At 35.5% G+C, this 24,622-nt stretch carries 25 protein-coding genes and 1 tRNA gene; 18 read left to right on the top strand and 8 right to left on the bottom strand.

The window, feature by feature from the left end; genetic code table 11:
* The first annotated feature begins 7 nt into the window (after window positions 1-7).
* Window positions 8-550 carry an HD domain-containing protein gene (locus ACYQ3X_RS04385; protein WP_460180605.1) on the top strand — a complete coding sequence of 181 codons (543 nt, stop codon included), beginning with the start codon at window positions 8-10 and terminating at the stop codon, window positions 548-550.
* Here ACYQ3X_RS04385 and ACYQ3X_RS04390 read toward each other — a convergent pair.
* The 7 genes from ACYQ3X_RS04390 to ACYQ3X_RS04420 form a co-directional block, all read right to left on the bottom strand.
* A complete protein-coding gene (locus ACYQ3X_RS04390; RefSeq protein ID WP_460180606.1) occupies window positions 547-1,041 on the bottom strand; it encodes an RrF2 family transcriptional regulator in 495 nt (164 codons plus the stop codon). The two genes, ACYQ3X_RS04385 and ACYQ3X_RS04390, sit on opposite strands and share 4 nt — an antisense overlap.
* Complete coding sequence (gene cydB / locus ACYQ3X_RS04395; RefSeq protein WP_460180607.1) at window positions 959-1,981, bottom strand: cytochrome d ubiquinol oxidase subunit II; 1,023 nt, start codon at window positions 1,979-1,981, stop codon at window positions 959-961. The genes ACYQ3X_RS04390 and cydB overlap by 83 nt, the downstream gene beginning before the upstream one ends.
* Before the next feature lie 2 nt (window positions 1,982-1,983).
* Complete coding sequence (locus tag ACYQ3X_RS04400; RefSeq protein WP_460180608.1) at window positions 1,984-3,288, bottom strand: cytochrome ubiquinol oxidase subunit I; 1,305 nt, start codon at window positions 3,286-3,288, stop codon at window positions 1,984-1,986.
* Window positions 3,289-3,631: 343 nt separating this feature from the next.
* Complete coding sequence (locus tag ACYQ3X_RS04405) at window positions 3,632-4,579, bottom strand: SLAC1 anion channel family protein (protein ID WP_460180609.1); 948 nt, start codon at window positions 4,577-4,579, stop codon at window positions 3,632-3,634.
* Window positions 4,580-4,668: 89 nt separating this feature from the next.
* Complete coding sequence (locus ACYQ3X_RS04410; RefSeq protein WP_460180610.1) at window positions 4,669-5,028, bottom strand: hypothetical protein; 360 nt, start codon at window positions 5,026-5,028, stop codon at window positions 4,669-4,671.
* On the bottom strand, window positions 5,025-5,669 hold the full coding sequence (locus ACYQ3X_RS04415) for a cytochrome b N-terminal domain-containing protein (protein WP_460180611.1): 645 nt from the start codon (window positions 5,667-5,669) through the stop codon (window positions 5,025-5,027). Before ACYQ3X_RS04415 ends, ACYQ3X_RS04410 begins: the two co-directional genes overlap by 4 nt.
* Window positions 5,666-6,073 carry a QcrA and Rieske domain-containing protein gene (locus tag ACYQ3X_RS04420; protein ID WP_460181690.1) on the bottom strand — a complete coding sequence of 136 codons (408 nt, stop codon included), beginning with the start codon at window positions 6,071-6,073 and terminating at the stop codon, window positions 5,666-5,668. Before ACYQ3X_RS04420 ends, ACYQ3X_RS04415 begins: the two co-directional genes overlap by 4 nt.
* A gap of 158 nt (window positions 6,074-6,231) precedes the next feature.
* On the opposite strand from ACYQ3X_RS04420, the gene ACYQ3X_RS04425 reads away from it, so the two are divergent.
* The 13 genes from ACYQ3X_RS04425 (at window position 6,232) to ACYQ3X_RS04485 (ending at window position 18,005) form a co-directional block, all read left to right on the top strand.
* Complete coding sequence (locus ACYQ3X_RS04425) at window positions 6,232-8,424, top strand: molybdopterin-containing oxidoreductase family protein (protein ID WP_460180612.1); 2,193 nt, start codon at window positions 6,232-6,234, stop codon at window positions 8,422-8,424.
* Window position 8,425: 1 nt separating this feature from the next.
* Window positions 8,426-8,983 (top strand): 4Fe-4S dicluster domain-containing protein, encoded by a 558-nt coding sequence (locus ACYQ3X_RS04430; RefSeq protein ID WP_460180613.1) that lies wholly within the window; start codon window positions 8,426-8,428, stop codon window positions 8,981-8,983.
* Window positions 8,983-9,969: an NrfD/PsrC family molybdoenzyme membrane anchor subunit gene (gene nrfD, locus ACYQ3X_RS04435; RefSeq protein ID WP_460180614.1), complete on the top strand. Its 987-nt coding sequence runs from the start codon at window positions 8,983-8,985 to the stop codon at window positions 9,967-9,969. Before ACYQ3X_RS04430 ends, nrfD begins: the two co-directional genes overlap by 1 nt.
* A 39-nt stretch (window positions 9,970-10,008) precedes the next feature.
* A complete protein-coding gene (gene extJ / locus ACYQ3X_RS04440) occupies window positions 10,009-10,305 on the top strand; it encodes a selenite/tellurite reduction operon protein ExtJ (protein WP_460180615.1) in 297 nt (98 codons plus the stop codon).
* Between the two features lie 147 nt (window positions 10,306-10,452).
* Complete coding sequence (locus tag ACYQ3X_RS04445) at window positions 10,453-10,677, top strand: 4Fe-4S dicluster domain-containing protein (protein WP_460180616.1); 225 nt, start codon at window positions 10,453-10,455, stop codon at window positions 10,675-10,677.
* A 49-nt stretch (window positions 10,678-10,726) separates the two neighbouring features.
* The gene (locus tag ACYQ3X_RS04450; RefSeq protein ID WP_460180617.1) at window positions 10,727-12,550 is read left to right on the top strand and encodes an FAD-dependent oxidoreductase; all 1,824 of its coding nucleotides are present in this window, start codon (window positions 10,727-10,729) and stop codon (window positions 12,548-12,550) included.
* Window positions 12,531-12,755 carry a sulfurtransferase TusA family protein gene (locus tag ACYQ3X_RS04455; protein WP_353684635.1) on the top strand — a complete coding sequence of 75 codons (225 nt, stop codon included), beginning with the start codon at window positions 12,531-12,533 and terminating at the stop codon, window positions 12,753-12,755. The genes ACYQ3X_RS04450 and ACYQ3X_RS04455 overlap by 20 nt, the downstream gene beginning before the upstream one ends.
* Window positions 12,737-13,981 (top strand): ABC transporter substrate-binding protein, encoded by a 1,245-nt coding sequence (locus tag ACYQ3X_RS04460; RefSeq protein ID WP_460180618.1) that lies wholly within the window; start codon window positions 12,737-12,739, stop codon window positions 13,979-13,981. Before ACYQ3X_RS04455 ends, ACYQ3X_RS04460 begins: the two co-directional genes overlap by 19 nt.
* A 2-nt stretch (window positions 13,982-13,983) precedes the next feature.
* Window positions 13,984-15,843, top strand: a complete 1,860-nt coding sequence (locus tag ACYQ3X_RS04465) for a sensor histidine kinase (protein WP_460180619.1) — start codon at window positions 13,984-13,986, stop codon at window positions 15,841-15,843.
* Window positions 15,824-16,198: a response regulator gene (locus tag ACYQ3X_RS04470; RefSeq protein ID WP_460180620.1), complete on the top strand. Its 375-nt coding sequence runs from the start codon at window positions 15,824-15,826 to the stop codon at window positions 16,196-16,198. The genes ACYQ3X_RS04465 and ACYQ3X_RS04470 overlap by 20 nt, the downstream gene beginning before the upstream one ends.
* Window positions 16,199-16,759: a hydrolase gene (locus ACYQ3X_RS04475; protein ID WP_460180621.1), complete on the top strand. Its 561-nt coding sequence runs from the start codon at window positions 16,199-16,201 to the stop codon at window positions 16,757-16,759. It begins immediately after the preceding gene.
* Window positions 16,756-17,406, top strand: coding sequence for a histidinol phosphate phosphatase domain-containing protein (locus ACYQ3X_RS04480; protein WP_460180622.1), 651 nt, complete (start codon window positions 16,756-16,758; stop codon window positions 17,404-17,406). Before ACYQ3X_RS04475 ends, ACYQ3X_RS04480 begins: the two co-directional genes overlap by 4 nt.
* Window positions 17,403-18,005: a tetratricopeptide repeat protein gene (locus tag ACYQ3X_RS04485; RefSeq protein ID WP_460180623.1), complete on the top strand. Its 603-nt coding sequence runs from the start codon at window positions 17,403-17,405 to the stop codon at window positions 18,003-18,005. Before ACYQ3X_RS04480 ends, ACYQ3X_RS04485 begins: the two co-directional genes overlap by 4 nt.
* Here ACYQ3X_RS04485 and ACYQ3X_RS04490 read toward each other — a convergent pair.
* Entirely contained in the window at window positions 18,002-19,225 is a 1,224-nt protein-coding gene (locus ACYQ3X_RS04490) for a lytic transglycosylase domain-containing protein (protein ID WP_460180624.1), read from the bottom strand. The genes ACYQ3X_RS04485 and ACYQ3X_RS04490 overlap by 4 nt on opposite strands.
* 92 nt (window positions 19,226-19,317) lie before the next feature.
* Here ACYQ3X_RS04490 and ACYQ3X_RS04495 point away from each other — a divergent pair.
* The 4 genes from ACYQ3X_RS04495 (at window position 19,318) to ACYQ3X_RS04510 (ending at window position 24,533) form a co-directional block, all read left to right on the top strand.
* Window positions 19,318-19,391, top strand: a tRNA-Arg gene (locus ACYQ3X_RS04495).
* Between the two features lie 37 nt (window positions 19,392-19,428).
* Window positions 19,429-21,474, top strand: coding sequence for a restriction endonuclease PLD domain-containing protein (locus ACYQ3X_RS04500; RefSeq protein ID WP_460180625.1), 2,046 nt, complete (start codon window positions 19,429-19,431; stop codon window positions 21,472-21,474).
* Window positions 21,475-24,153: a cation-translocating P-type ATPase gene (locus tag ACYQ3X_RS04505; RefSeq protein WP_460180626.1), complete on the top strand. Its 2,679-nt coding sequence runs from the start codon at window positions 21,475-21,477 to the stop codon at window positions 24,151-24,153.
* Entirely contained in the window at window positions 24,123-24,533 is a 411-nt protein-coding gene (locus tag ACYQ3X_RS04510) for a sirohydrochlorin chelatase (protein ID WP_460180627.1), read from the top strand. The genes ACYQ3X_RS04505 and ACYQ3X_RS04510 overlap by 31 nt, the downstream gene beginning before the upstream one ends.
* The last annotated feature ends 89 nt before the right edge of the window (window positions 24,534-24,622 follow it).

Here is a 24,622-nt window from a genome sequence, read left to right on the forward strand (position 1 = left end):
TGATTTCATGGATCCCTTTGAAATCATAAAAAAATATTACAATCCTCAGAGTATGGCATATAAAATTCTTATAAATCACTCTCAATCAGTTGCAGAAAAAGCTTTAAAAATCGCAGAAAAATTTGATGTGGACAGAAAGTTTATCTATGAAACAGCAATGCTTCATGATATCGGAATTTTTATGACAAACACTCCAAGACTTGACTGTTATGGCAGATTTCCCTATATTGCCCATGGATATCTTGGACGGGAACTACTTGAAAAAGAAGGTTTTCCTTTTCATGCACTTGTCTGTGAAAGACATACAGGAGTTGGCATAACAAAGGAAGAAATAATAAAAAACAAACTTCCTCTGCCTCAGCGAGATATGTTACCCATTAGCATGGAGGAGAAAATAATTGCCTACGCAGATAAGTTTTTCTCAAAAGAGCCTGACGGTTCTGTAAGAGTAAGAACTGTGGAGGAAATAATAAAAGACCTTTCAAGATATGGTGAGGAAAAGGTAAAAATTTTTAAAGAATGGTTTAATCTGTTTGAGGGAGCCGGCTAAGCAACTCCCTCACTCAGTAATCCTGAAAAATTAATCTCTTTCAATGCTTGAATTAATCTATCTCTTATCCTGAACCATACTGGATGAACAGGACAGCGTGAAGAAAATCCACATATTTTTTTACTAACCACGCATCTATTAAGTGCTACTGTCTTCTCCATTGCCACAATTACATCATAAAGGGTTATCTCTTCAGGCTTCTTTTTTAATGTTACTCCTCCACTCACCCCTCTTTTAAGTGAAAGAATCCCGTAGTTTTCAAGCTGTTTCAGTATTTTCATGAGAAAACTTTTTGGAATCTGCATCTCCGTTGAAATCTCCTCAGCCTTTGCAGTATAGCCAGCTTTCCTTGAAAGATAAAGTACAGTTCTTATTGCATAGTCTGTTTCTCTTGTAATCTGAAGTCCCTTAATAGCCTTCCTCCTTAAGCTCTTTTTCTGTAATTTTATACATGAATGTTTTATATGTCCATGCCTGATAAAAGAGTACAATAGGAACAAAGATTATTACCACAATTGTCATAACTTTAAGAGTATATGGGCTTGATGAGGAGTTAAATATTGTAAGGCTGTATTTAGGATCAATGGATGATGGAATGAGATTTGGATAAAGTCCAATGACTCCACTGAATACCAGAGTTATGATAAATAAAATAGATGAGATAAAAGCCATACCCCTTTTATTTTTCACAAGATAAAAGCCTGTTGCAAGAAGACAGACCACAGCAACTACAGGAACAGCAAACCATAAAGGGAATTTGAGAAAGTTATCGTAAAGATTTGTAAAAACCGCTGTTAAAATCAAAAAGAGCACTGCACATATAGCCTGCAAATACCAGAATTTTTTAGCCTTTAACACAGCTTTTTCAGCCAGTGTATCGGGTACTCTAAGTGAGGTCCATAATCCTCCATGCACTATAAAAGTAAATAAAAACAACAAGCCAACAACTAAGCCGTAAGGATTAAGAAGGCTGAAAAGGTTTCCATAATATCCAGAGTCATCAAATGGAAGTCCCATAAATATGTTTCCGAAGGCAACTCCAAAAAGCAGGGCAGGAATAAAACTTCCCACAAATACCCAGAAATCCCAGAATTTTTTCATACTCTCAGAAGTGGCTTTACCTCTTAATTCCACAGCCACTCCCCTGAATATGAGTGCAAAAAGTATTATCAGAAGCGGGGTATACAGATAACTGAACATGTAGGCATAGGTAGTAGGAAAAGCAGCAAAGGTAGCACCACCAGCTGTAATGAGCCATACTTCATTTCCATTCCATACAGGTCCGATTGCATGAAGCACTGCTTTTTTATCAATTTCATTCTTTGCAATGAAGGGATAAAGAATGCCAGCACCAAGGTCAAATCCATCAAGGGCAAAATAAACTGCCCATAGTAAGCCCCATAAAATAAACCATATAGTTTGAAACTCCATAACTACACCTCCTTTGGTTCAGGACCTTTTCTTGCATATTTTGCAAGAAGGTAAATATCAATTATTCCAAGAGCACCATAAAAGAGTGTAAATCCTGCTAAAGAAGCCACTACCTGAGCAGGCTCAACTGCCTTTGATACAGCATCAGCAGTTTTAAGCAATCCATAAACAATCCATGGCTGCCTTCCTACTTCTGCGACAATCCATCCAAGCTGTCCCGCAATATAGGGTAGAGGAATTGACCATAAAAGGATTCTTAAAAGCGTTGTGGAATTCTCAATGGTTTTAAATTTAATCAATGTCCACAGAGCAAGTATTATAAAGAGAAAACCAAGTCCAACCATAAGTCTGAAGCTAAGAAATGTAATAGTTACAGGAGGTCTTTCAGAAGGTGGAAACTCCTTCAATCCCTTTAGTTCCTTCTGTCCTGCAAGAATACTTAACAGAGAAGGTATTCCAATTGCCTCAACAGAGTTTCTTTCATTCTTAGGGTCTGGCACAAGAAGTAAATACATGGGTGCATCTTTTTTGGTTTCCCATAGAGATTCCATTGCTGCAAGCTTTGTTGGTTGAGTACGAGATACTTCTTTTGCATGGAAATCACCCACTGCAGCAACAAGAATTGAGCTCAAAAGTGCAAAGGTTGCTCCAATTTTTAGAGCTTTCTTAAAAAATTCAGTTTCATTTTTTCTTAAAAGATGGTAAGCAGAAATCCCTAAAACAAAAAATCCTGCAACAACCCAGCCAGAGAGCACTGTGTGGGCAAATTTAAGTAGTCCATAAGGATTTGTTACAACTGCCCAGAAATCAACCATCTCTGCTCTTCCATTTTTTAAGACATAACCAACAGGATGCTGCATCCATCCATTGGCAATTAAAATCCACAAAGCAGAAAGATTTGTTGCCAGTGCTACAAGCCATATGGAGAGAGCATGTAATTTTGGAGAAATTCTATTCCATCCGAAAATCCACACACCAATAAATGTTGACTCAAGGAAGAATGCCAGTGTTGCTTCAATTGCAAGAGGAGCTCCAAAAATATCTCCCACATAACGGGAATACTCAGCCCAGTTCATCCCAAATTGAAATTCTAGCGTAATTCCCGTAACAACTCCCAGTGCAAAATTAATTAAGAAAAGCTTTCCCCAGAACTTTGCCATCCTTAAATAATCCCTATCACCTGTTGCCACATACCTGCTTTCCATATACGCCACAAGAACTGAAAGCCCGAGTGTAAGAGGAACAAAGATAAAATGGAAGGCTGCAGTTATAGCAAACTGAAGCCTGCTTAATAATACCGTATCCATACCTCCCTCCTTTAATTTATTGTTGACTAATTTTATCTACTTTTAAAAATTTTGTCAAGAGATTTTTTTCTTGAAATTGCTGAAAGAAAATATCATTTCCGAACCCTTTCCTTGTCATTCCAAGCAAAGCAAGAAATTCCCTCCACTTTCACTATGAAGGAGACACTGCAAAACTCGGGAAACAGGGATGACACTGGCTGGGCAGATTGCTTCGGTAGATTTCTCGCTACCGCTTGGAACATGGTCTATCGGAATGAAACTACTGCTAATTGAGAGCCAAACTTTCTCAGGCGTGCAATAACAGTGTTGAAGCTTACTCAAAGGGATTAAGCAATGATTTACTTTATTCTTCCACGCATATCTGTTTCTTAGTAACAGCAATTATTGTTTTGAAAAGAACAAAACTGATCACTACAGTGGTTATGATTACAAAGAAATAACTTAAAAATTCATACACGGGAAGATGGGTTATTTTATATCTTAAGGCAACTGCTATGGTGATAGCATCAAGGGGAAATGTATATGCCCACCAGGATATGTAAAACTTTAAATTGAAAAATTTTTTTATTAAAGCAACAAGCACAATAAACATGAAAAGAGCAAAATAAAATAGAAGATTACCTAGTGTATCAATGTGAGCAGTAATTTTCGTATAGGAGATGAACCCAACTGCAGGAGGTGCAATGAGTATAAAAATGGTAGGGTAGAGTCTGTCTGGCAATGGATTGTGAAAAATAAATCTATAAAATACTATGGTAAATAAAGAAACCCAGAATAAGAGACCAATACTAAAGAAAAACCATGAAAGTTCAATGGAATAATTAATTCCCTGAATGGGAATTATTATAGCTCCAACTACTGGTATAAACCATGCTGGATTTATCATCTCTACTTTGAACTCCTTATTTATCCATAAAGTAAGAGTTCTCACAAGCAACAGAAAATGCAGAATGCTTCCTGCAATCCATAATAAAAGAGCGAAACTGTCATTAATTTCTCCATAGGCAACCGATAACAACAAAAGAGAGATGGAAATTGTGGGGAAAAAACTTGATTTCACAGGATGATGAAACTCTTTTTTTACATCTGTCGGATATTTAAATAACTTGATTAAATAAACTATCAAAAGCAGAAAAAACAAAGAAGTACAGAAATAGGTAAGAACAATCCCAGAATTTTTTAAAAAATCACCGATAAAGGATAATCTCATGTAAGCAATTGCAAGCCCTGTAAGTCCCATGATTACCGCAAAAAATGAAATGGGAAAATTTTTAATCCTGCTTTCTTCCATATACCCCTCCATTTTTGTAATTTTGTTATTTTTATTTTAAAGAAAATGAGAAGTAAAATCAATAAAAATTTTTATACCCCTATGGGCTATCATGATAAAGCTTCAATTATTGTGGTTACAACAAATAGAAACAGAAAGATTAGTCCTATAATTGCTGTAAATGTCCAGCCAAATTTTTTATCAAGCCATGGAATACAAAGTAGAAAGATTACTAATATAAAGGGAACTAAAAATCCACCGATGAAAACTGTGTCTGTTGAGAAAAATCTTAACAGATAAAATAGCCATAGATAATACCACTCAGGACGAGGTTGATAGGCTGCTGTGAAGTCAATCTTTCTTCCAATAACAGGAGGAAAAAGAAAAGCCAGTACAAGAATTATTTCAAAGGTAATGATTGCAAAAAATAAAATTTCAATAAGATAATCAGGATAAAATTTCTTTTTCATAGGGGTCTTGATATACCAAGTTTTTTAATCATGTGAAAATGTGCCCATAAAAGAAGAATTATAATCATTGGAAACCATAGCACATGGAAACTGTAAAACCTTGAAAGAGTAATTCCTGTTACCTCATATCCACCTCTTACAATCAACAAAAGAGTTTCACCTACTACAGGTAGGCTTCCTATGATATTTGTTCCCACAACAGTTGCCCAGTAAGCTTTCTGATCCCATGGAAGAAGATAACCTGTAAAGCCTTCAAACATAACAATTACGAATATAATCACTCCAACAATCCAGTTTAATTCCCGTGGAGGTCTGTAACTTCTGGTAATAAAAACTCTTATAGAGTGAATTATAATGCTCACAATTAGCACATTGGCAGCCCATTTGTGAATTCCACGCAATAGTTTTCCAAGATATACTTCTTCATGAATTTTTTGAATACTTAAGTAAGCTTCTTTTTCAGAGGGGATATAATAAAATGATAGAAAGAGCCCAGAGACCAGACATATTAAAAATGCTGTAAAGGCAATTCCACCAAAACAGTAAAAATAGGTAATTCCCTCAGGTATTTCTCTTTCAAAAATTCCTCTATGAGCTGATTTTAATCTGAATCTATCAAGAAACCAATCAATGAGTTTCATATTTTTATTCCTATAAAAATTCTGCCATTTTTCATCTTAACAGGAAGCCTATGAAGAGCCTCTTTCGGAGGACCACCAATTACCCTTCCCTCTATGTCATATCTGCCACCATGACATGGACATATGAATTCATTTAGGGTCCTATCAAAGTTTACAAAACAGCCTAAATGGGTGCATACAGGTGAAAGAGCAATAATTGAATTTTTTTGATTTATAAGAAATATTTTCATGGACTTTTCTTCTTCAATGGCTACATCAACTTTTTTTACACCTTCTTTTGGAATTTTGTCCTCTGAGAGCTCAAAAAATTTATAGGGTTTGTTTTTTGGTTTTTTAGGTGTTAAAAATATTAAACCAGTAATTACAAATAAAAATCCCAAAGCTAAAAATATAAGATTAATCATCCTTTTCAAAAAAAGCCTTCTTTGATGTTTATGCAACTTATTATCATTTAAAGAATTTTTTTTCATACCCCTATATCCTATTGTAAAAATCTATTGACAAAAAAAATTTTTTTGACTACTATTTATATATAGTATAACAAAAGCAAGGGGGTGAGGGTATGACCATTACCCGAAGAGATTTTCTCAAAATTGCAGCTGCAACAGGTGGCGCGGCTGTAGCCGGAACTTCAGTTGTAACCTCTGTTTTAGGTCTTGGTAAAAAGCCAGTTTCATTACCTCAATATGTTCCCACTACATGTGAGATGTGTTTCTGGCGGTGTGGTGTTATTGCAAAGGTTGTTGACGGTAAAGTGGTAAAGCTTGATGGAAACCCGCTTCATCCAAACTCTCGCGGCAAATTATGTGCAAGAGGTCATGGTGGAATCGGACTTCTTTATGATCCTGACAGATTAAAAACTCCACTTATAAACACAGGCAAAAGAGGAGAGGCGAAGTTTAAAAAAGTTTCATGGGATGAAGCAATTGGTTTTGTAGCAGATAAAATGCAGAAAATTAAAGAACAGTATGGAGCAGAATCAATAGCGTTACTTACGCATGGAACAATATCAACTTACTTTATGCATCTTCTTCAGGCTTTTGGCTCACCAAATTTTGCAATGCCTTCCTTTGCACTTTGTAGAGGTGCTCGTGGCGTTGCCTTTGAGGTTACCTATGGAGAAGATGTTGGTAATCCTGAAAGACTTGATCTTCAAAACAGCAAAGTAGTGGTTTTAATAGGAAGCCATCTTGGTGAGAATGCTCATAACTCACAGTGTCAGGAATTTGCGGAGGCAGTTGGCAGAGGTGCCACTGTTATAGTTGTTGATCCGAGATTTTCAACAGCAGCAGGTAAGGCAAAATACTGGTTACCTATAAAGCCTGCCACTGATCTGGCTCTTTTACTTGCATGGATAAACTTAATAATTCAGGAAGAACTTTATGACAGAGAGTATGTAACAAAATACACTGTTGGTTTTAATGAAGTTGCCAGTGCTGTCAAGGACTACACGCCAGAATGGGCTGAAAAGGAAACGGATATCCCAGCCAGTTTAATTATTGAGACAGCAAGAATAATGGCTAAGAATAAACCTCATGTTTTAATACATCCAGGAAGACACACTGCCTGGTACTCAGATAATGTTCAGCGTCAGCGTGCTGTTGCTATATTAACAGCACTTCTTGGTGCTTATGGAAGACCTGGTGGAATTTATCTCAGTCCAAAGAAAAAACTTGAGCCAGTGTTTCTCTCAGAAAAAGATTATCCAGAACCTCAAAAGCCAGCAATAAACAAAGGCAATTATCCCTTTGCAGGAGAAGAAGGAGTGACCCATGCAATTGTTAAAGCCACATTAACAGAACAACCCTATCCAATAAAAGCATGGTTTATTACAGGAACAAATATAATGAAAGCAATGCCAGATCAAAGGCAGACATTTGAGGCTGTGCAAAAACTTGATCTTCTTGTGGCTGTTGACATGATGCCTTATGATGGGGTAATGCTTGCTGATGTAGTGCTTCCTGAATGTACCTATCTGGAGCGTCACGATGATTTATTCACTGTTAAAGAAAGAGCCTTTGGAATTTCCATTCGTCAGCCTGTCATTCAGCCAATGTATGACACAAAGCCAGGATGGTGGATAGCAAAAGAACTCGGCAAAAAACTCGGTCTTGAGGATTTCTTTCCATGGAATACATTTGAGGATTTCTTAAAAATGAAGTGTCAAACCTGGGGGATAGACTATGGTGAACTTGCAAAGAAGGGATATATAAGCTTTCCGGAAAGTGAACAGCCTTATATAACACCTGATAATCAACCAAAATTTAAAACTCCATCAGGCAAGATTGAACTTTACAGTAAAGAGTTTAAAGAAAAAGGTTTTGATCCTGTTCCAAAATATACCAGACACACTCAGCCACCAGAAGGCTGGTTCAGACTTATCTATGGAAGAGCTCCAGTTCATACTTTCTCAAGAACAACCAATAATCCTTCCCTGTGGGAGTTAATGAAAGAGAATACAGCATGGGTAAATGCAAAGGTTGCAAAGAAAATGGGGCTTAGAAATGATGATTATATTGTATTGATAAATCAAGATGGAGTAAAATCCAATAAAGTTCGGATAAAGGTTACAGAAAGAATCAGACCAGACTGTATTTATTTTGTTCATGGATTTTGTTCTACTTCTAAGCTTCTACATAGAGCCTATATGAGAGGAGCGGATGACCAGCAGTTAATAACAAGATATGATATTGACCCCATTTCTGGAAGTGTTGGAATGAGAGTCAACTTTGTAAAGATTTCTATGGAGGTATGAAATGCCAAAATATGCAATGGTTATAGATGTGGAAAGATGTATTGGATGTATGGCATGCGTTATTGCCTGCAAAAAAGAAAATGGGGTTGCAGATGGGTATTTTAGAACACGGGTGGTTGAAGAAGTAAGAGGTGAATTTCCGAATTTAAGAATGGAACTGAGGTCAGAGCTTTGCAATCACTGTGAAAATGCACCATGCATAGATGCCTGTCCTACAAGGGCATCCCACAGAGCAAAGGATGGAACAGTTCAGATTGACAAGAAAAAATGCATTGGCTGTAAAGCATGTATTTTAGCCTGTCCATATGATGCAAGATACTCAACTCCTGAAGGAGTGGCTGATAAATGCACATTTTGTGAGCATAGACTTAAAGAAGGTAAGAAACCTGCCTGTGTTGAAACCTGCCTTGGAAAATCAAGAATTTTTGGTGATCTTGATGATCCGAATAGTGAAGTATCACAGCTTTTGAAAAAACATGAAGCTACTGTCAGGCTTGAATTTGCTGGCACATCACCAAGGGTGTTTTACATTAACAAAAAATTTGCAGGAGGTTTATGATGATAGAGCTTAGTATTACAGGAACAAATACAATAACATTTCCACATCTGGAGGTCTGGGACTGGAGAATTGTTTTTTATCTTTTTCTTGGAGGTCTTTCTGCTGGGATGCTTGTAATGTGTTCAATTGCAAACCTGAGAATTCCAAAGCAACCTGTGGAAGAGCTTGCTCAATGCGTTAAAGCGCCTTTAATTGCCTTTATAGTGCTTGCTGTTGGTGCTTTATTCATAATTCTTGACCTTGGCTCACCCATACATCTTATTTGGGGCTATTTAACTTTTCAACCTTTGTCTTTAATGTCCTGGGGTACATGGGGAGTGCCAGCTGTGCTTTTTGCCAATGCTCTTTATATCTTAGCTGTTATTCCGAAAGATCAAAGACATCGTTTAAAACTGCCTTTTCTTATAAAAATTTCTGAAAAACTTGCTCCTAAAATGAGACCCATAGCAAAATTAAATTTTGCTTTAGGAGTATTTCTTGGCATATACACTGGTGTGCTTCTCAGTTCTTTTGCAGCAATTCCTCTATGGAATAATGCTACATTGCCAATTCTGTTTCTCGTTTCTGCTTTATCCTCAGGTGCAGCAATGATTGTTATTATAGCTAAAAAGGCTGAAATAAAATTTCTCTTTACAAAGATTGACATATGGTTAATTGTTGCAGAACTTGTGGTGATAGCTTTGTTTTTCTATGGACTTTACACTTCCACTGCACCATATAAAAGAGCTATTGCGCCATTTTTCTCTCTTACAAGTGAACACTTTATCTTTACAGTTGCCTTGATTGCCATATTCTTACTGCTTCCTTTAGCATTAAGAATTAAACTTGGTGAACTAAAGGAGTTTGAAGACGGTTTTCATGGAGAGTTTACAAAGGCTCAGATTTTCAGGATGAATTTTGCAGCTATTCTTGTGATTGCTGGAACATTAATTCTAAGGGCAGCAATAGTATATGCTGGACAGTTAACAAAACTGTCAGCTTATTGATATAATTTAACAAATCCTGAAAAGAAAGGAGGTGACAAAATGAAAAAAGCATTAGCATTACTATTGGTCTTAACATTTGTCTTTGCAGTAAGTTTTTTATCTTTTGCTGCAGATGCTAAGAAAAATGAGGCAGTACAGGGAACTGTTACTAAAATTGAAGGGAAAAAACTTACAATCAAGCAGGCTGATGGCAAAGAAGTTACAGTTGAAGTTAAGAATGTAAAGGATATTAAAGTAGGAGACAAAGTTACAGTAAAAAATGGTGTTGTAACAAAGGAAAAAGGTAAAGAAGCAACACCTGCACCAAAGAAGAAAAAAGCCGTTGAAGGCTGTTAATCAAATCAAGGAGGAAGGAATTTTGTGTCCTTCCTCCTGTTTTGTTATTTATAGTTATATAACAAGGAGTTTACCGAGTATCATATAATTTTGTTCAATTCCCTAATATTTGACTTTAAAACATTAAAACATTTAAAATTAAAAACCATGCAAATAAAGGCAAAAGGTTTAATTGTTATTGATTCAGAAAGATGTAAAGGATGCAAATACTGCGTATTAACATGTCCAAAAGGATGCCTTGAAATTTCATCAGAGTTTAATTCCTCAGGTTATTTTCCTGCCAGATTTTCCAATCCTGACAGCTGCATAGGATGTGCAATGTGTGCGGTTGTATGCCCTGAAATAGCCATAGAGGTATTCATAGAAGATTGAGTCTTTTGTGGTAAAATAGTCTTAAATTTATCGCAGTAAGAGGGCATTGTTGAAAATCGGAGCTATTTTTTGTGCCTGTGCCGGGCAGATAACTGAAAAGATCGATTTTGATAAACTGAAAACTTTAATAACTGATAAGGTCGCATGGCTTGAAAAATTTGAATTAGCATGTTCTGAGGAGACTCAAAAAGAAATTATAGATTTACTCATCTCAAGAAAACCTGATGGAATAGTTATTCTTGCGTGCTCTCCAAAAAATAAAGACTCTGTATTTCATAGCATTGCCAAAAAAGTAGGGATTAATCCATACATGATAAATCTTGTTAATATCAGAGAACAGGTTGCATGGGTTACTAAAGATAAACAGGAAGCACTAAAAAAAACATATGCACTTTTCAATGGAGCGCTGGAAAGACTAAAAAAACAAAAACCTCTTTTTGAAAAGGAATTTCCAGTTTCCAATGATATAATGGTTGTCGGAGGAGGCATAGCAGGACTCAAGGCAGCAGTTGCTCTGTCAAAAGCTGGCTGGAAAGTTTATCTCATTGAAAGGGAAAACTACCTTGGCGGTAAAATCACCAGATATGAAAAACTCTTTCCAGAGCTTTCCTGTGGACCATGCATGGCACATCCAATGATTGAGGAGGTTTTAAATTCTGATATAGAACTGAGATTAAATTCAGAAGTGAAAGAATTAAAAGGATTTTTTGGAAGCCTTTTTGTAAAACTTTTATCAAAGCCAGTTTATGTTAATCCTAAAAAATGCATTGGCTGCTCTCAATGCGAAGATGTCTGTCCAGTAAATGCTATCAAAGTAGAACCAATGAAGCTTCCAGCAGTGGCAAGAATAAATCCTGAGCTTTGTCTTGCAATTAAAGGACAGGGGTGCAACTTATGCATAAAGGAATGCCCTGTGCCAGATGTAATAAATTTCAATGAATCAGAGAAAGAAGAAACTATAAAAATCAGTGCCATACTCTGGGCAACAGGATTTGAGCTTATGGATTGTAAAGCCATTCCTGAGCTTGGATATGGAAGGTTTAAAGATGTTTATAATTCACTGGAATTTGAGGAAATTTTAAACTCTGAAGGACCTGCACGAGGAGAAATAATAACCAGTTCAGGAAGTCCGCCTCAGAGGATTGCAATTATTCATTGTGTTGGAAGCCTTGATGAAAATTACTATCCATACTGCAGTAAAATATGCTGTCAGTATGCTTTTAAGTTTAACAGAATTATCAGACAGACTCTGCCAGATGTTGAAATAGTTCACTTTGTTAGGGAAATAGTCCTTCCAGGTAAAAAGGCATACAAACTTTATACACAGGCAATTAAAGACTCTTTAACAAAAATTTTAAGATATGAAAGTTTAACGGAGTTAAAAATTAACAAAGAAGATTCATTGATTGTTTATTTTAAAAACGATAAAATTCCCTGTGAAATTGTTGTTCTATGCCCTGCAGTTGTTTCAGATAAAAAAACAGAGGAAGTTTCAGGAGTATTCTTAACAGGCTCTGTTAAAGAGCCTATGACAATAGATGAAACATTAACTGATGCAATGGCTCAAGTTGGAGAACTCCTTTGCTCATTTAAAGAAAAAATAATAAAACAACCATTTATAGCAAAAATTGATTATAATAAATGCAGCAAATGTGGCATATGTTTATCTCAATGCCCTTATAAGGCAATTGAGATTGTAAAGAAAAAACCGGAAATCATTGAAGTCCTCTGTGAAGGATGTAGGATATGTGTGGTTTCATGTCCTTCAAAGGCAATTGAGATTGATGGTTATACTGATGAAGAGATTTTATCTGAAATAGAGGGCATACTTGATGCAATTGAGGAGGTAAGTCATGGCAGTAATTCTGCTTGATGCTCGTGGTTTAAAATGTCCCCAACCCACAATTCAGATGACAATCAAAGCATTAAAAATGAAAAAAGGAGACATTCTTGAGGTTATTGCAGACTGTCCAACCTTTGAAAACGATGTTAAAAACTGGTGCAGAAGAAACAATAAAACCCTTCTATGGATAAAGGATGAAGGCAATGGAGTAAAAAGATGTCAGGTTCAGTTTTAAAAATTTTTTTAATCATTACTTTTGCCCTATTAATCCCTTTCATTGCGTTTGCAACACAACATAGTGACAGTATAGTTCTTGGCATGTCAGCTGCATTTAAGGGTCCAACAAGAGGGCTTGGAATAGAGCTTTACAGAGGAGCAATGGCATATTTTGAGCATATTAATAAAAATGGCGGTATTTATGGAAAAAAAATTGTTATTAAAGCCTACGATGATGGTTACAATCCAATACCCACAATAAAAAACACCATAAAGCTTGTTGAAGAAGATAAAGTGTTTACACTGTTTAACTATGTTGGAACTCCCACTGTAACAAGAATACTGCCAATACTGAAAAGTTACAGCAATAGGAATATTTATTTATTTTTCCCTTTTACAGGAGCTCTTCCTCACAGAAAGCCTCCCTATAATGAATATGTATTTAATTTAAGAGCCTCCTATGAACAGGAAACAGGCGGACTTGTTGAGAATTTTATAAAAATTGGAAGAAAAAAAATAGGAATCTTTTATCAGGCTGATGCTTATGGAAGAAGTGGATGGGACGGCGTAAGAAAAACTCTCGCAAAGTACGGTTCTAAAATAGTAGCAGAGGCAACATACAAAAGAGGTGCCAAATATTCAGAGAGCTTTAAAAAACAGGTTGAAATTCTGAAAAATGCCGGTGCAGATGCTGTTATATCTGTGGGTGCTTATGCAGCCTGTGCAGGATTTATAAGAGATGCAAGAGACATGGGATGGGATGTTCCTATTGCAAATGTATCTTTTGTAGGTAGTGAATTTATGATAAATCTTCTTCTTGAGGAAGAGAAAAAAACAGGTAAAAAATATACTTATAATTTGATAAACTCTCAGGTTGTGCCAAGCTATGAAGATATGAATTTACCAGCAGTAAGGCAGTATAGAACTTTTATGGATAAATACAATCCCATGCCACCTCCAGAATTGATGGAGACAGACTACAAACCTCTTAAATACAGCTTTGTAAGCTTTGAAGGCTTTCTCAATGCCAAAGTAATTGTGGAAGTTCTTAAAAGACTTGGTAAAGAACCAAAAAGAGAAAATATTAAAAAAGTGGTGGAACATATTAAAAATCTTGATATAGGCATTGATGAAAAAATAAGTTTTTCTCAACTAAAGCATCAGGCATTGGATAGAGTATACTATACAACTTACAAAAATGGTAAATTTGTTCCCATAAAAGATTGGAGTGAGTGGAAGAAATGAGAATGTCAAAGCTTTTTCAGAAAACACTTCTTAGCATAATATTTCTATTTATTATTATATTCGTAACAATTAGTGTTTTTTCTGGATGGCATCTTTACAATAATCTGGCTGAAGAATACAAATCAAAGGGAACTGCTATTGCAAGCAGTATTGCCTCATCTTCTGCAGAAACAATTCTTAATCTTGATTCAGCCACTGTTCAGGCAATGATAGATCAGTTTCTTGAAATTGAAGGAGTTTCTTATGTTTTTGTTGTAGACTCAACAGGTGAAATAATTTCCCATACCTTTATTCCAACAATTCCTGAAGAGATTAAAGAGATTGCTCAAATAAACAAAAGTGGCATAAAGGATGTAAGCATTCAAGGTGCAGGAGATTTTTTAGACATTGTATCTCCAATTACAGAAGGAACTGTAGGATATGTTCATGTGGGAATGAATAAAAACAATATTACTCAGAAGATGTGGGCTGTGCTCGGCAAACAGCTTACACTTCTTTCTTTAATATTTATCTTCAGTGTAGTTCTTGCCTACTTTATGGTTAATAAAATATCTCAGCCACTTAATCAGCTCACTGAATATGCTAAAAAACTTCTTTCCCATGATTTTAACGCTAAGGTAGATATAAAATCAAAGGACGAAATAGGCCTTCTTGCCAATACGATGCAATCAATGGCAAATAACATAAATGAAGTATTTGACAGATATGAGTTCGCTCTTAAAGATGCTGTTGTTGAACTTCAGGATACTCTTGCCTATTTGACAACAATAATTGATAACATGGCAGATGGACTTATTGTTGTTGATAAGGATGGAGTAATAAATCACATTAATCCTGCTGCCTCAGAAATGTTTGGTAAAACAGAGTTTGAGATGATAGGGAAGAATATTGATATTCTTGGAGAAGAGCTTAATAAATTATCAAAAAAATCTCTTAATACTGAAGAAGTTGTTTCTACAGAGATAAATCTTGTTAATCAAAGAATTGGAAAGGCTGTTGCAAAAAGCATTAAAAAAGAGTATTTTTCTGAAGAATCAGAGGCAAAAGGAATTCTCGGTTCTGTTATTTTAATAAGAGATATTACTCAGGAAAAAGAAGTTGACAGACTTAAAACAGAGTTTATCACAGTGGTAAGCCATGAATTAAGAACACCGCTTACTTCAATACTTGGCTTCGTTGAGATGATAAATAAGAAATTCGTTGAAAATATTCTCCCCCATCTTAATATGAATGATTCAAAGTTATCAAAAGCAGTTAGTAAGATTAATAAAAATTTTAATATCATTCTTTCAGAAGGAGAAAGGATAACCTCATTAATAAATGATGTTCTTGATATTTCCAAACTTGAGTCAGGTAAGGCAGTATGGAACTTTACAGAGACTTCATTACAGGAAGTTATAACAGATGCATACAAGGCTCTTTCATCACTTTTTGAACAAAAAGGACTTCCCTGCTACATAGAGATTCAACCAGATCTGCCAGTTATCAATGCTGATAGAGAAAGACTTATTCAGGTTGTTATTAATCTGCTGTCAAATGCATTAAAGTTTACTGAAAGAGGATATGTAAAATGTAAAGCACAGCTTAATGGAGATGAAATCTTTGTATCTGTGGAAGACACTGGTATAGGAATTCCTGAAGAAGAAAAAGAGAGAATTTTTGAGAAATTTAAACAGGTTGGAGATTTGATAAGGGGTAAACCCAGGGGCACAGGATTGGGGCTTCCAATTTCAAAGCAGATAGTTGAAGCTCATGGAGGAAAAATCTGGGTTGAAACTAAATTGGGCAAAGGAAGCACCTTTTATTTCACAATTCCTTTAAAAAGAAAAGAGGAGGTAGTTAATGAAAATATTAATAGTTGATGATGAGCCTCTTATAAGGGAGCTTATTTTACAGATAATTGATGAAATAGAGGATATGCAGATACAGGCAGTTGAAGCCTGTGATGGAGTTGAGGGACTTGAATTAATAAGAAAGGAAAAACCAGATATAGTTCTACTGGACATAATGATGCCTAAGATGAGCGGATTTGAAATTTGTAGAATTTTACAGAAAGAACCACCTTCATGTAAAATGAAGATTGTCATGCTTACAGCAAAAGGACAGGAAATAGACAAACAGACTGCCAGGGAGCTGGGAGTAAAATGGTATATTACAAAACCATTTAAAATAGATGATATAATAAAACTTTTGAAAGAACTTGCAGAGGAGGAGTAAATGAGCTTTGAAAAATTTTTTGTAACTCCTGAAAATGCCTTGTTTGTAATAATTGATATGCAGGAAAAGCTTGCCAAAGCAATGAAAGAAGATATTCTTGAGAAAACAGTAAAAAATATCGTTACATTTATTGAACTTTGCAAACTTTATCAAATTCCCATCATCTTTACTGAGCAGTATCCAAAAGGATTGGGAAAAACTCTGGAAGAAATAAAAACTCTGATAAATGAAGAAGCCATTGAAAAAATCAGTTTTAGCTCAGCTGGAGAGGAAAAATTCATCAGTAAAATCAGAGACATCGGCAGGCAAAAGATCATTCTTACAGGAATGGAAACCCATGTATGTGTATGGCAGACTGCTCTTGACCTTCTTCAAAGGGATTACCATGTTTTTGTTCCCTATGATGCAGTATGCAGCCGTAAAAAACAAGATTGGGAAATTGGCATTGAACTTATGAAAAATGCTGGTGCAGTAATAACATGCACGGAAACACTGATATTTCAACTGCTAAAAAAAGCAGGAACAGCTGAGTTTAAAAAAATGCTGGAGTTTATAAAATGATGGACTTTCATATTCACAGTGTATTCAGCGATGGAGAATTAATTCCAGCAGAAATTATCAGAAGAGCTGAGGCAATTGGTTATAAAGCCCTTGCAATAACTGATCATGCAGATCAATCAAACATTGACTTAATTGTTCCAAGAATTGTAAAGGTAATGAGAGAGATTCAACCATTTACCACTGTTGTTTTACTTCCAGGAATAGAGCTAACCCATGTCCCTCCAGATACTATTCCAGAAATAGCAAAGGAGGCACGCAAGCTTGGTGCAAAAATAATTATTGTTCACGGAGAAACCCTTGTTGAGCCAGTTAAAGAGGGAACAAATAGAATGGCTCTGCAGTCAGACATTGATATACTTGCTCATCCAGGATTAATAACTGAGGAGGAAGTAGCACGGGCAGCAGAGCGAAATATATATCTTGAGATTACATCAAGAAGGGGACACAGCTTGAGCAATGGTCATGTTGCCAGCATGGCTTTAAAACACGGAGCAAAAATTGTTATCAACACTGATTCCCATTCACCTGGAGATTTTATCTCAAAGGATTTTGCCATAAAAGTATTAAGAGGTGCTGGGCTACCTCAAGTAGAGATCAATAAAGTATTTCAGAATATGGAAGAAATTGTAAGGAGGAAAACTTCATGAAACATAAGACAGAAGATGTTGAAACCCTAAAAGAAAAATTAATTGCTCAAAAAAAGAAGCTGGTAATCGGAGCATTTATATTTCTTGGTATAGTTTTTCTTGTAACAGGCTTTTATATCTACAATCTTAAACAGGAAAGCGATGCAAAGGAGTTTGAATATGAAGCATATAAGGCATTGTTTCAGAAGAAATTTTCTCAGGCAGGCGATCTATTTGCAAAAGCTTATAAAAAAAAGAAAAAAGTTATATATCTTATGAATGCTGGCTATTCGTACTCTTTAGCAGAGGATAGCAAAAAAGCTATTGAATATTTAAATAAAGTTGCAAGCATGGATGATGAAGCCTTTTCCAATCTTGCAAGATTTAAAATTGCAATGATTTATCTTAAAAACAATGCCTTAGAGCAAGCAATTAAATTTTTAAGAGAAATAATAAGTGGAAAATCTATTGTTATGAAAGATGCTGCATTATTTGAACTGGCAAAAATAACAGATAACAGAGAGGAAGCCAGAAAATATTATGAAGAACTTATTAATAAATTCCCTTCTTCTGCTATGACAGAACAAGCAAAAGCTGAGTTAGAAAAGTTAAATAATTAAGCTTTTTTATTGTTTTTCACTTCTTTAGTTTTACTGTGTTGAGAGGCTTTCTTGTTTTTTAATTTGGTTTTCTTTTTTGAAATTTTCTTTTCGTAAAATTTATCTTCCTTTGAAGGAGTAAATTTGTCATGTGGAGGAATCATGATTTGTGTGCCTGGTTTTAAATTTTTAAATAACTCCGATCCGTTCATCTCATAGAGAACTGTTGTGGAATAACCTGTTTTTTTAGCAATTTTATAGACAGTATCTCCTTTTTTTGTGATATATATATCATGGCTGAATCTTTTTTCAGCTGGAATTTTTTCAAAGTTAGAAAGAAAAGTATCTTTTTTCCCTTCAGGAATCCTGATAATGTATTGTTTAACATTCATTGGAGTAGACCATCTTTTTAGCTCAGGATTTAGTTCTTTAATAGTTTTTACATCAACCTCTGCGCACCTGGCAATTACATCAATATCAGTAGGAGATGGAATCACGATTTCATCATAACTTAAAGCTTCATCTTCCTTTATATTTTCAAAGCCAAATTTTTCAGGTTGTTTTGCAATTGTTATGGCAGCAATGTATTTTGGAACATAATTTTTTGTTTCTTTTGGAAGGTATCTGGTATTAAGAAGCATCCAGTAATCATTTTCACTAATCCTGCTTATAGCTTTATAGATTCTTCCTTCTCCAGCATTGTATGCAGCCAGAGCTAAAGACCAGTCTCCAAACATTCTATAAAGATCTTTAAGATAGTCTGCAGCAGCAATGGTTGATTTAATAGGGTCTTTTCTTTCATCTCTCCACCAGTCAACTACTAAACCATATCTCTTAGCAGTGCTTTCAATAAACTGCCACGGACCAACAGCCTTTGCTCTTGAGCGAGCATTAACATTGAATCCACTTTCTATCAAAGGTAGATAAACAAGATCTTCTGGCAAACCCTTTTCCACCAGTATTTCCTTCATTTTTTCCATATACTTTGTTGAACGGCTCAACCACAGGGAAAATTTTTCTTTTAATTTTTCTGAAAATAAATTAATATGTTTCTCTATTTTCCCGATAAAGCTTTCTTTTGTATCTGGCAGAAGTTTAAAATAATCTTCATTTCCTGAAAATATTAATTCTTTTTTTTCATCCTGTTTGAGAGAAGGAGTAATATCTTTATTGTCTTCAGAATAACATGGAACTGAAAGAGTAAAGATGAAAAAAATAATTAAGCTTATCAGTTTTTTCATAACTATTTTTTATACCTCAAAACATCTTAATTTTTCAACCCCTCTTGTTTCTGGATTTGATGCTTCTATTTAGTTTTTGCTATAATTTTTTAGCCCCCTTAGCTCAGTAGGATAGAGCACAGGTTTCCTAAACCTGGTGTCGCAGGTTCGATCCCTGCAGGGGGCATTTGCTTTGAAGATAAACCCAGAGGGTATAATATATAATGAATCTTTTTGAAAACCGCGAAGAAGGCTTTATCCAGAAAGAAACCCTCTCAATTTTTTTTAATAATAAAAAATGTTCAGATTCACTCAGGGAGTTTTTTAATCCTCAAAAATTTGACTCCATAGAGGTTGTAACCTATGTTTCATCTCCAAGATTCTTTTTTGAAACTTTAAAGGGCTTTAAGAGAATTCTTTTAATTCTCGGAATTGATGATGATACAATCCTTACGAATTTTTCTCCTGAGTTGCAGGAAAAATTTCTAAAGGACCTTGATGAGGAAACACAGAAAAGAGTTGCTCTCGGACAAATAGAAGTAAGATACTCTCCCATCGGATATAGAATTCATTCAAAAATTTACAGACTCAGTAAAGATAATTTCTCCGTCGTTTTTGTAGGTTCAGCAAACTTCACCCAGTCTGCTTTTGAAGGAAAACAGTTTGAAGAACTTGTGGGATACGATAGCCTTTTTAATCCCATATGGTGTCAGTATTATTCAGAAAGAATTAAAACTATTTACGAAAAAAGCATTGACTTTATTCCACTATCTCTCAAAGAGAAAATTCTTAAATCCGGCAAAATTACATTAATTCTTCCAGAGGAAAGCCTTAACATTGTTAAAGAAATTGCTGAAGAACTAAGGGAACATTCTCCTCTAATTCCTTTAAAGGAAATAAAAGAGAGGGTGGAAAATCTTGAAAATTCAATAAAGAAAAAGGATGAAGAAATCAGGATAATCAGAAAAGAAAGAGAACTCATTGACCTGATAATAAAAAGAAAAGAAAGGGATGGTCGTGGAATTATTCTTCCAAAGATAGAGATTGAAAAACAGAAGGATAAAATAATGCAGATTCTCACCAAAAGAAGGGTTGTAAAAGGTGAATTTGAAGACCAGAGGATTGAATTACGATGGGACGATGGACATTTAATCGCCATTAGAGGTGAATGGTCTGAAAGATTTGGTAGACCTGCATCTGTTCAGGTTATCAGGGAAAAACTTCAAATCCTTGACAGATTTATTAAATCTTATGAAATATTTACATCACGAGAAGACAAACAAACACTAAAAAGAGTCTTTGAAGTGATTCTTTATGCCTTCATGTCACCCTTTTTATGGTTAATAAGAAAACAACTTAAGGACAGAGCAGAGCTTCTTTACAAAATTCCCGTTTTTTTACTCATTGCAGGAAAGGCAAACACAGGTAAAACTCATCTTTTAAGATTTATAAGCCTTGCCACAGGAAACAATGAGCAGTATTATCACTATCATAGCAGAACCACTATTTCATCTTATAGGGAAATTCCTCCACAGATTATTGAAGAGTTTTTGAGAGATGAAAATTTATGCCCCATTTTTGTTGACGAAATAGATAGAGCATATTTTTCATCAAAAAACATATCAAAGCCCTTTATGGGTGAAAGTTTCATAAAGGAAGTATCAAATACTCTGATAGGACAGCATCCTACAGTTATCTCAACAACAAATACAACCTTTCAATCCGATGCGCAGGTTATAAAGCGTATTTATTACATTCAATTAAACAACTCTTTTGACCTGACGAGGGAATCAGAGGCATTAAAACATTTTGAAGAAATAAGGGAAAGCTTTGAAACAGTTATTTTCAGGGATTTTATTTTCCGATTAGAAGAGGTAATTAAAGAGAATGGATTAAATATGGAAGGAGATTTTCTGAGTGCTGGAAGAAAAATATTTAGAGCATACTTTGAGGAAACAGAAACTCCTCTTCCATCATGGTTTAATCAAGAGCCTCTCAGAGACTATTATGAAAGAGGCAAGAACATATGGCGAATGCTTTACATGCGAAAAAAGGAGATTTTTGAGGAAATTCCAAGGGATGATAAAATTGTTGTTAATCTGGAGCTTGATAAAAAGGAAAGAGAGGATTATCTCCTCTATCTACCTCCTGAGGTTGTTATTGAAGATAAGGGTTTACTTATTCTCAACAGGGAGAGATTTTTTGAATTCATAGAGGAAAAGCCAAAAAAGATAAAAGACTTTTTTAAAAAACTGGGGTTTTCAAAGTAAATGAACTGGTATCAGTTAAGCATAAGAGATATTTATGAAAAGCTTAACACCCATGAAAAAGGTTTGTCCTCTCAAGAAGTTCAGAAAAGGCTTATTAAATACGGTTATAACAGGCTTCAGAAAGAAGAAAGAGTCAAAAAATTAAAGATTTTCCTTCATCAGTTTGCAAGCCCTCTCATTTACATTCTTCTAATTGCTGGAGCTATCTCCATAATTCTTAAAGAATACATTGATGCAGGAGTAATCTTTGCAGTGGTCATACTCAATGCAATTATTGGCTATTTTCAGGAATACAAGGCTGAACAGAGCGTTAGAGCGCTAAAGAAAATGCTTGTTCCAAAGGCAAAGGTGTTAAGGGATGCAGTAGAAAAGGAAATCAGCAGTGAAGATCTTGTTCCTGGAGATATTGTTCTTCTTTACTCTGGAATTCGTGTTCCTGCTGATATAAGACTTATTCATACTGTTGAGCTTAAGATTGATGAATCCATACTTACTGGAGAATCCCTTCCTGTGGAAAAACATCATCACACAATAAAAGAGGAAAATCTCACTTACGGAGACCAGAAAAACATGGCATTCATGGGGACCATTGTGGTAAGTGGAAGAGCAAAGGGTGTGGTTGTTGAAACAGGAATGAACACGGTATTAGGCAAAATTGCAAAGCATATAAAAGAAGCAGAAACAGTAAAAGCACCTCTTCAGGATAAGATAACAAAATTTGCAAATGCCATTGGAATCATTGTTCTTTTAGCATCTGTGCTACTTTTTCTTTCTGGATTGATTGTTGGTGAGTCAATAAAGGATATGTTTATGACAGCGGTTGCTGCTGCAGTAGCGGCAATTCCTGAAGGCTTGCCTGTTGTTGTAACAATAGCTCTGGCAGTTGGTGTGGCAAAAATGGCGAGACAAAATGCTATTGTAAGAAAGCTTCATGCAGTGGAAACACTTGGCAGCACCACGGTTATTGGCTCAGACAAGACAGGAACACTGACAAAGAACGAGATGACAGTAAAGGTCATTTATGATGGGAAAAATGTTTATGAAGTAGAGGGAAGCGGATATGAGCCTTCAGGCAGGATACTTCATGAAGGCTTGCCTATAAATGCAGCTAAAAGAAAACATCTTATTGATGTTCTGAGAATTGGCTTACTTTGCAACGAATCTTCTGTTTATCCAGAGAATGGAGAATACAGGATTAACGGAGATCCAACAGAAGCTGCTTTAATTGTTTCAGCTATGAAAGCAGGAGTTAATCCTGATGAAGAAAAGGAAAAATACAGACAGATTGCCATAATTCCCTTTGAGTCTGAGAGAGGCTATATGGCAACCTTAAACATTCATAAAGGTAAAAGATTCATATTTGTTAAGGGAGCACCTGAAAAGGTTATTGATATGTGTGTGAAGGATTCTCATGGAAACGAAATAGAGAGAGAAAAAATCCTTCATCTTGCCAGCGAATTTGCAAAGAGAGGGCTAAGAATTCTTGCCTTTGCTTACAGAGAGGTAACAGAAGAAATTGAAGAAATAAGTTGCAGGGAAGTGGAAAAATGCGATGCAGTCTCAGGTTTAGTTTTTGCAGGGTTACAGGGAATGATTGACCCTCCAAGACCTGAAGCAGTTGAGGCAATAAAGGGATGTAAAAAAGCAGGAATCAGGGTAGTAATGATTACAGGAGACCATGCAGTTACTGCAAAGGCAATTGGACAGATGCTTGGAATTTCAGATAGCAAATCAAAGGTTCTCACAGGAAAAGAACTGGAAAAAATAAGCGATGAAGAGCTTTTTCATAAAGTAAAGGAAGTTTCAGTTTATGCAAGAGTATCTCCTGAACATAAATTAAGAATTGTTGAACAACTCAAGAGTAACGGAGAGATTGTGGCAGTTACAGGAGATGGTGTAAATGATGCACCGGCATTAAAGTCCGCTCATATAGGTATTGCCATGGGGAAAAGCGGAACAGATGTGGCAAAGGAAGCCTCTGATATGGTTCTTACTGATGACAACTTTGCAAGTATATTTCATGCAGTAAGAGAAGGCAGAATAGTCTTTGACAACATTAGAAAGGTAACTTTTTTCCTTATTCCCACAGGAGTGGCATCCATACTTTCAATTATTATTGCCATTGTTTTCAGTATTCCCATTCCCTATGTGCCTGCCCAGATTTTATGGATAAATCTCGTAACAAACGCACTTCAGGATGTTGCTCTTGCCTTTGAACCAGGAGAAAAGGGAGTTCTTGAAAGACCTCCAAGGAATCCGAAAGAAGGAATCATGTCAAAGCTTTTGATTGAAAGGACAATAATTGTGGGAGTATTAATATCAGCGGGAGTAGTTTTTAATTTTATTAATGCATTGGAAAATGGTGCATCTATTGAAAAAGCCAGAACAGTAGCAGTTACAACAATGGTTTTCTTCCAGTTTTTTCAGGCATGGAACAGTCGCTCTGAATATGAATCCATATTTAAAATCCCTTTACTTAGCAATCCCTTCCTTTTCTTCAGCCTCATTGCATCCTTTCTTGCCCAGCTTGCATTCATATATGTGCCTGCTTTCCAGTGGGTTTTCAGAACACAGCCAATCTCAATGTCTGACTGGCAGAATATTCTTCTCGTTGCTCTTTCAGTTATAGTGGTTGTTGAAATTGATAAATGGATAAGAAGAAAGAAAAAGCCCCTCTGAAAATGGATAAGGTAATTATTGTAGTTCATGGCAGTTTAAAGAAGGAAGCAGATAATCTTAAAGAGTTCACAAAAGCCCTCGCAATATCTCTTAAAATGAATCATAAAGATGTAAAATATGCTTATCTTCAATATGGCAATCCTTCTGTTGAAGAAATACTGTTAGAATGCGTAAGGGAAAGGGCAAAAAAAATTATAATTCATCCTCTTTTTCTTTTTTCAGGAGTCCATGTAAATTCCAGCATCCCAGAAATTATTGAAAAATTCAAAAAAGATTATCCAGATATTGAAATACATTATACAAAACCACTGGGTTTTCATGAAAAACTGATTGATATAGTTAAAGAAAGAATTGAAGAAATTAAAACCTCTCCACAATAGAGATTGGACTCAAGAACACATATGGGGCACCACCAAACGGGGTCCCCAAAAAGTCAAAGACTTTTTGGGGTACCCCAATCGTAGATTTT

The organism is Thermodesulfovibrio sp. TK110 (assembly GCF_054658355.1).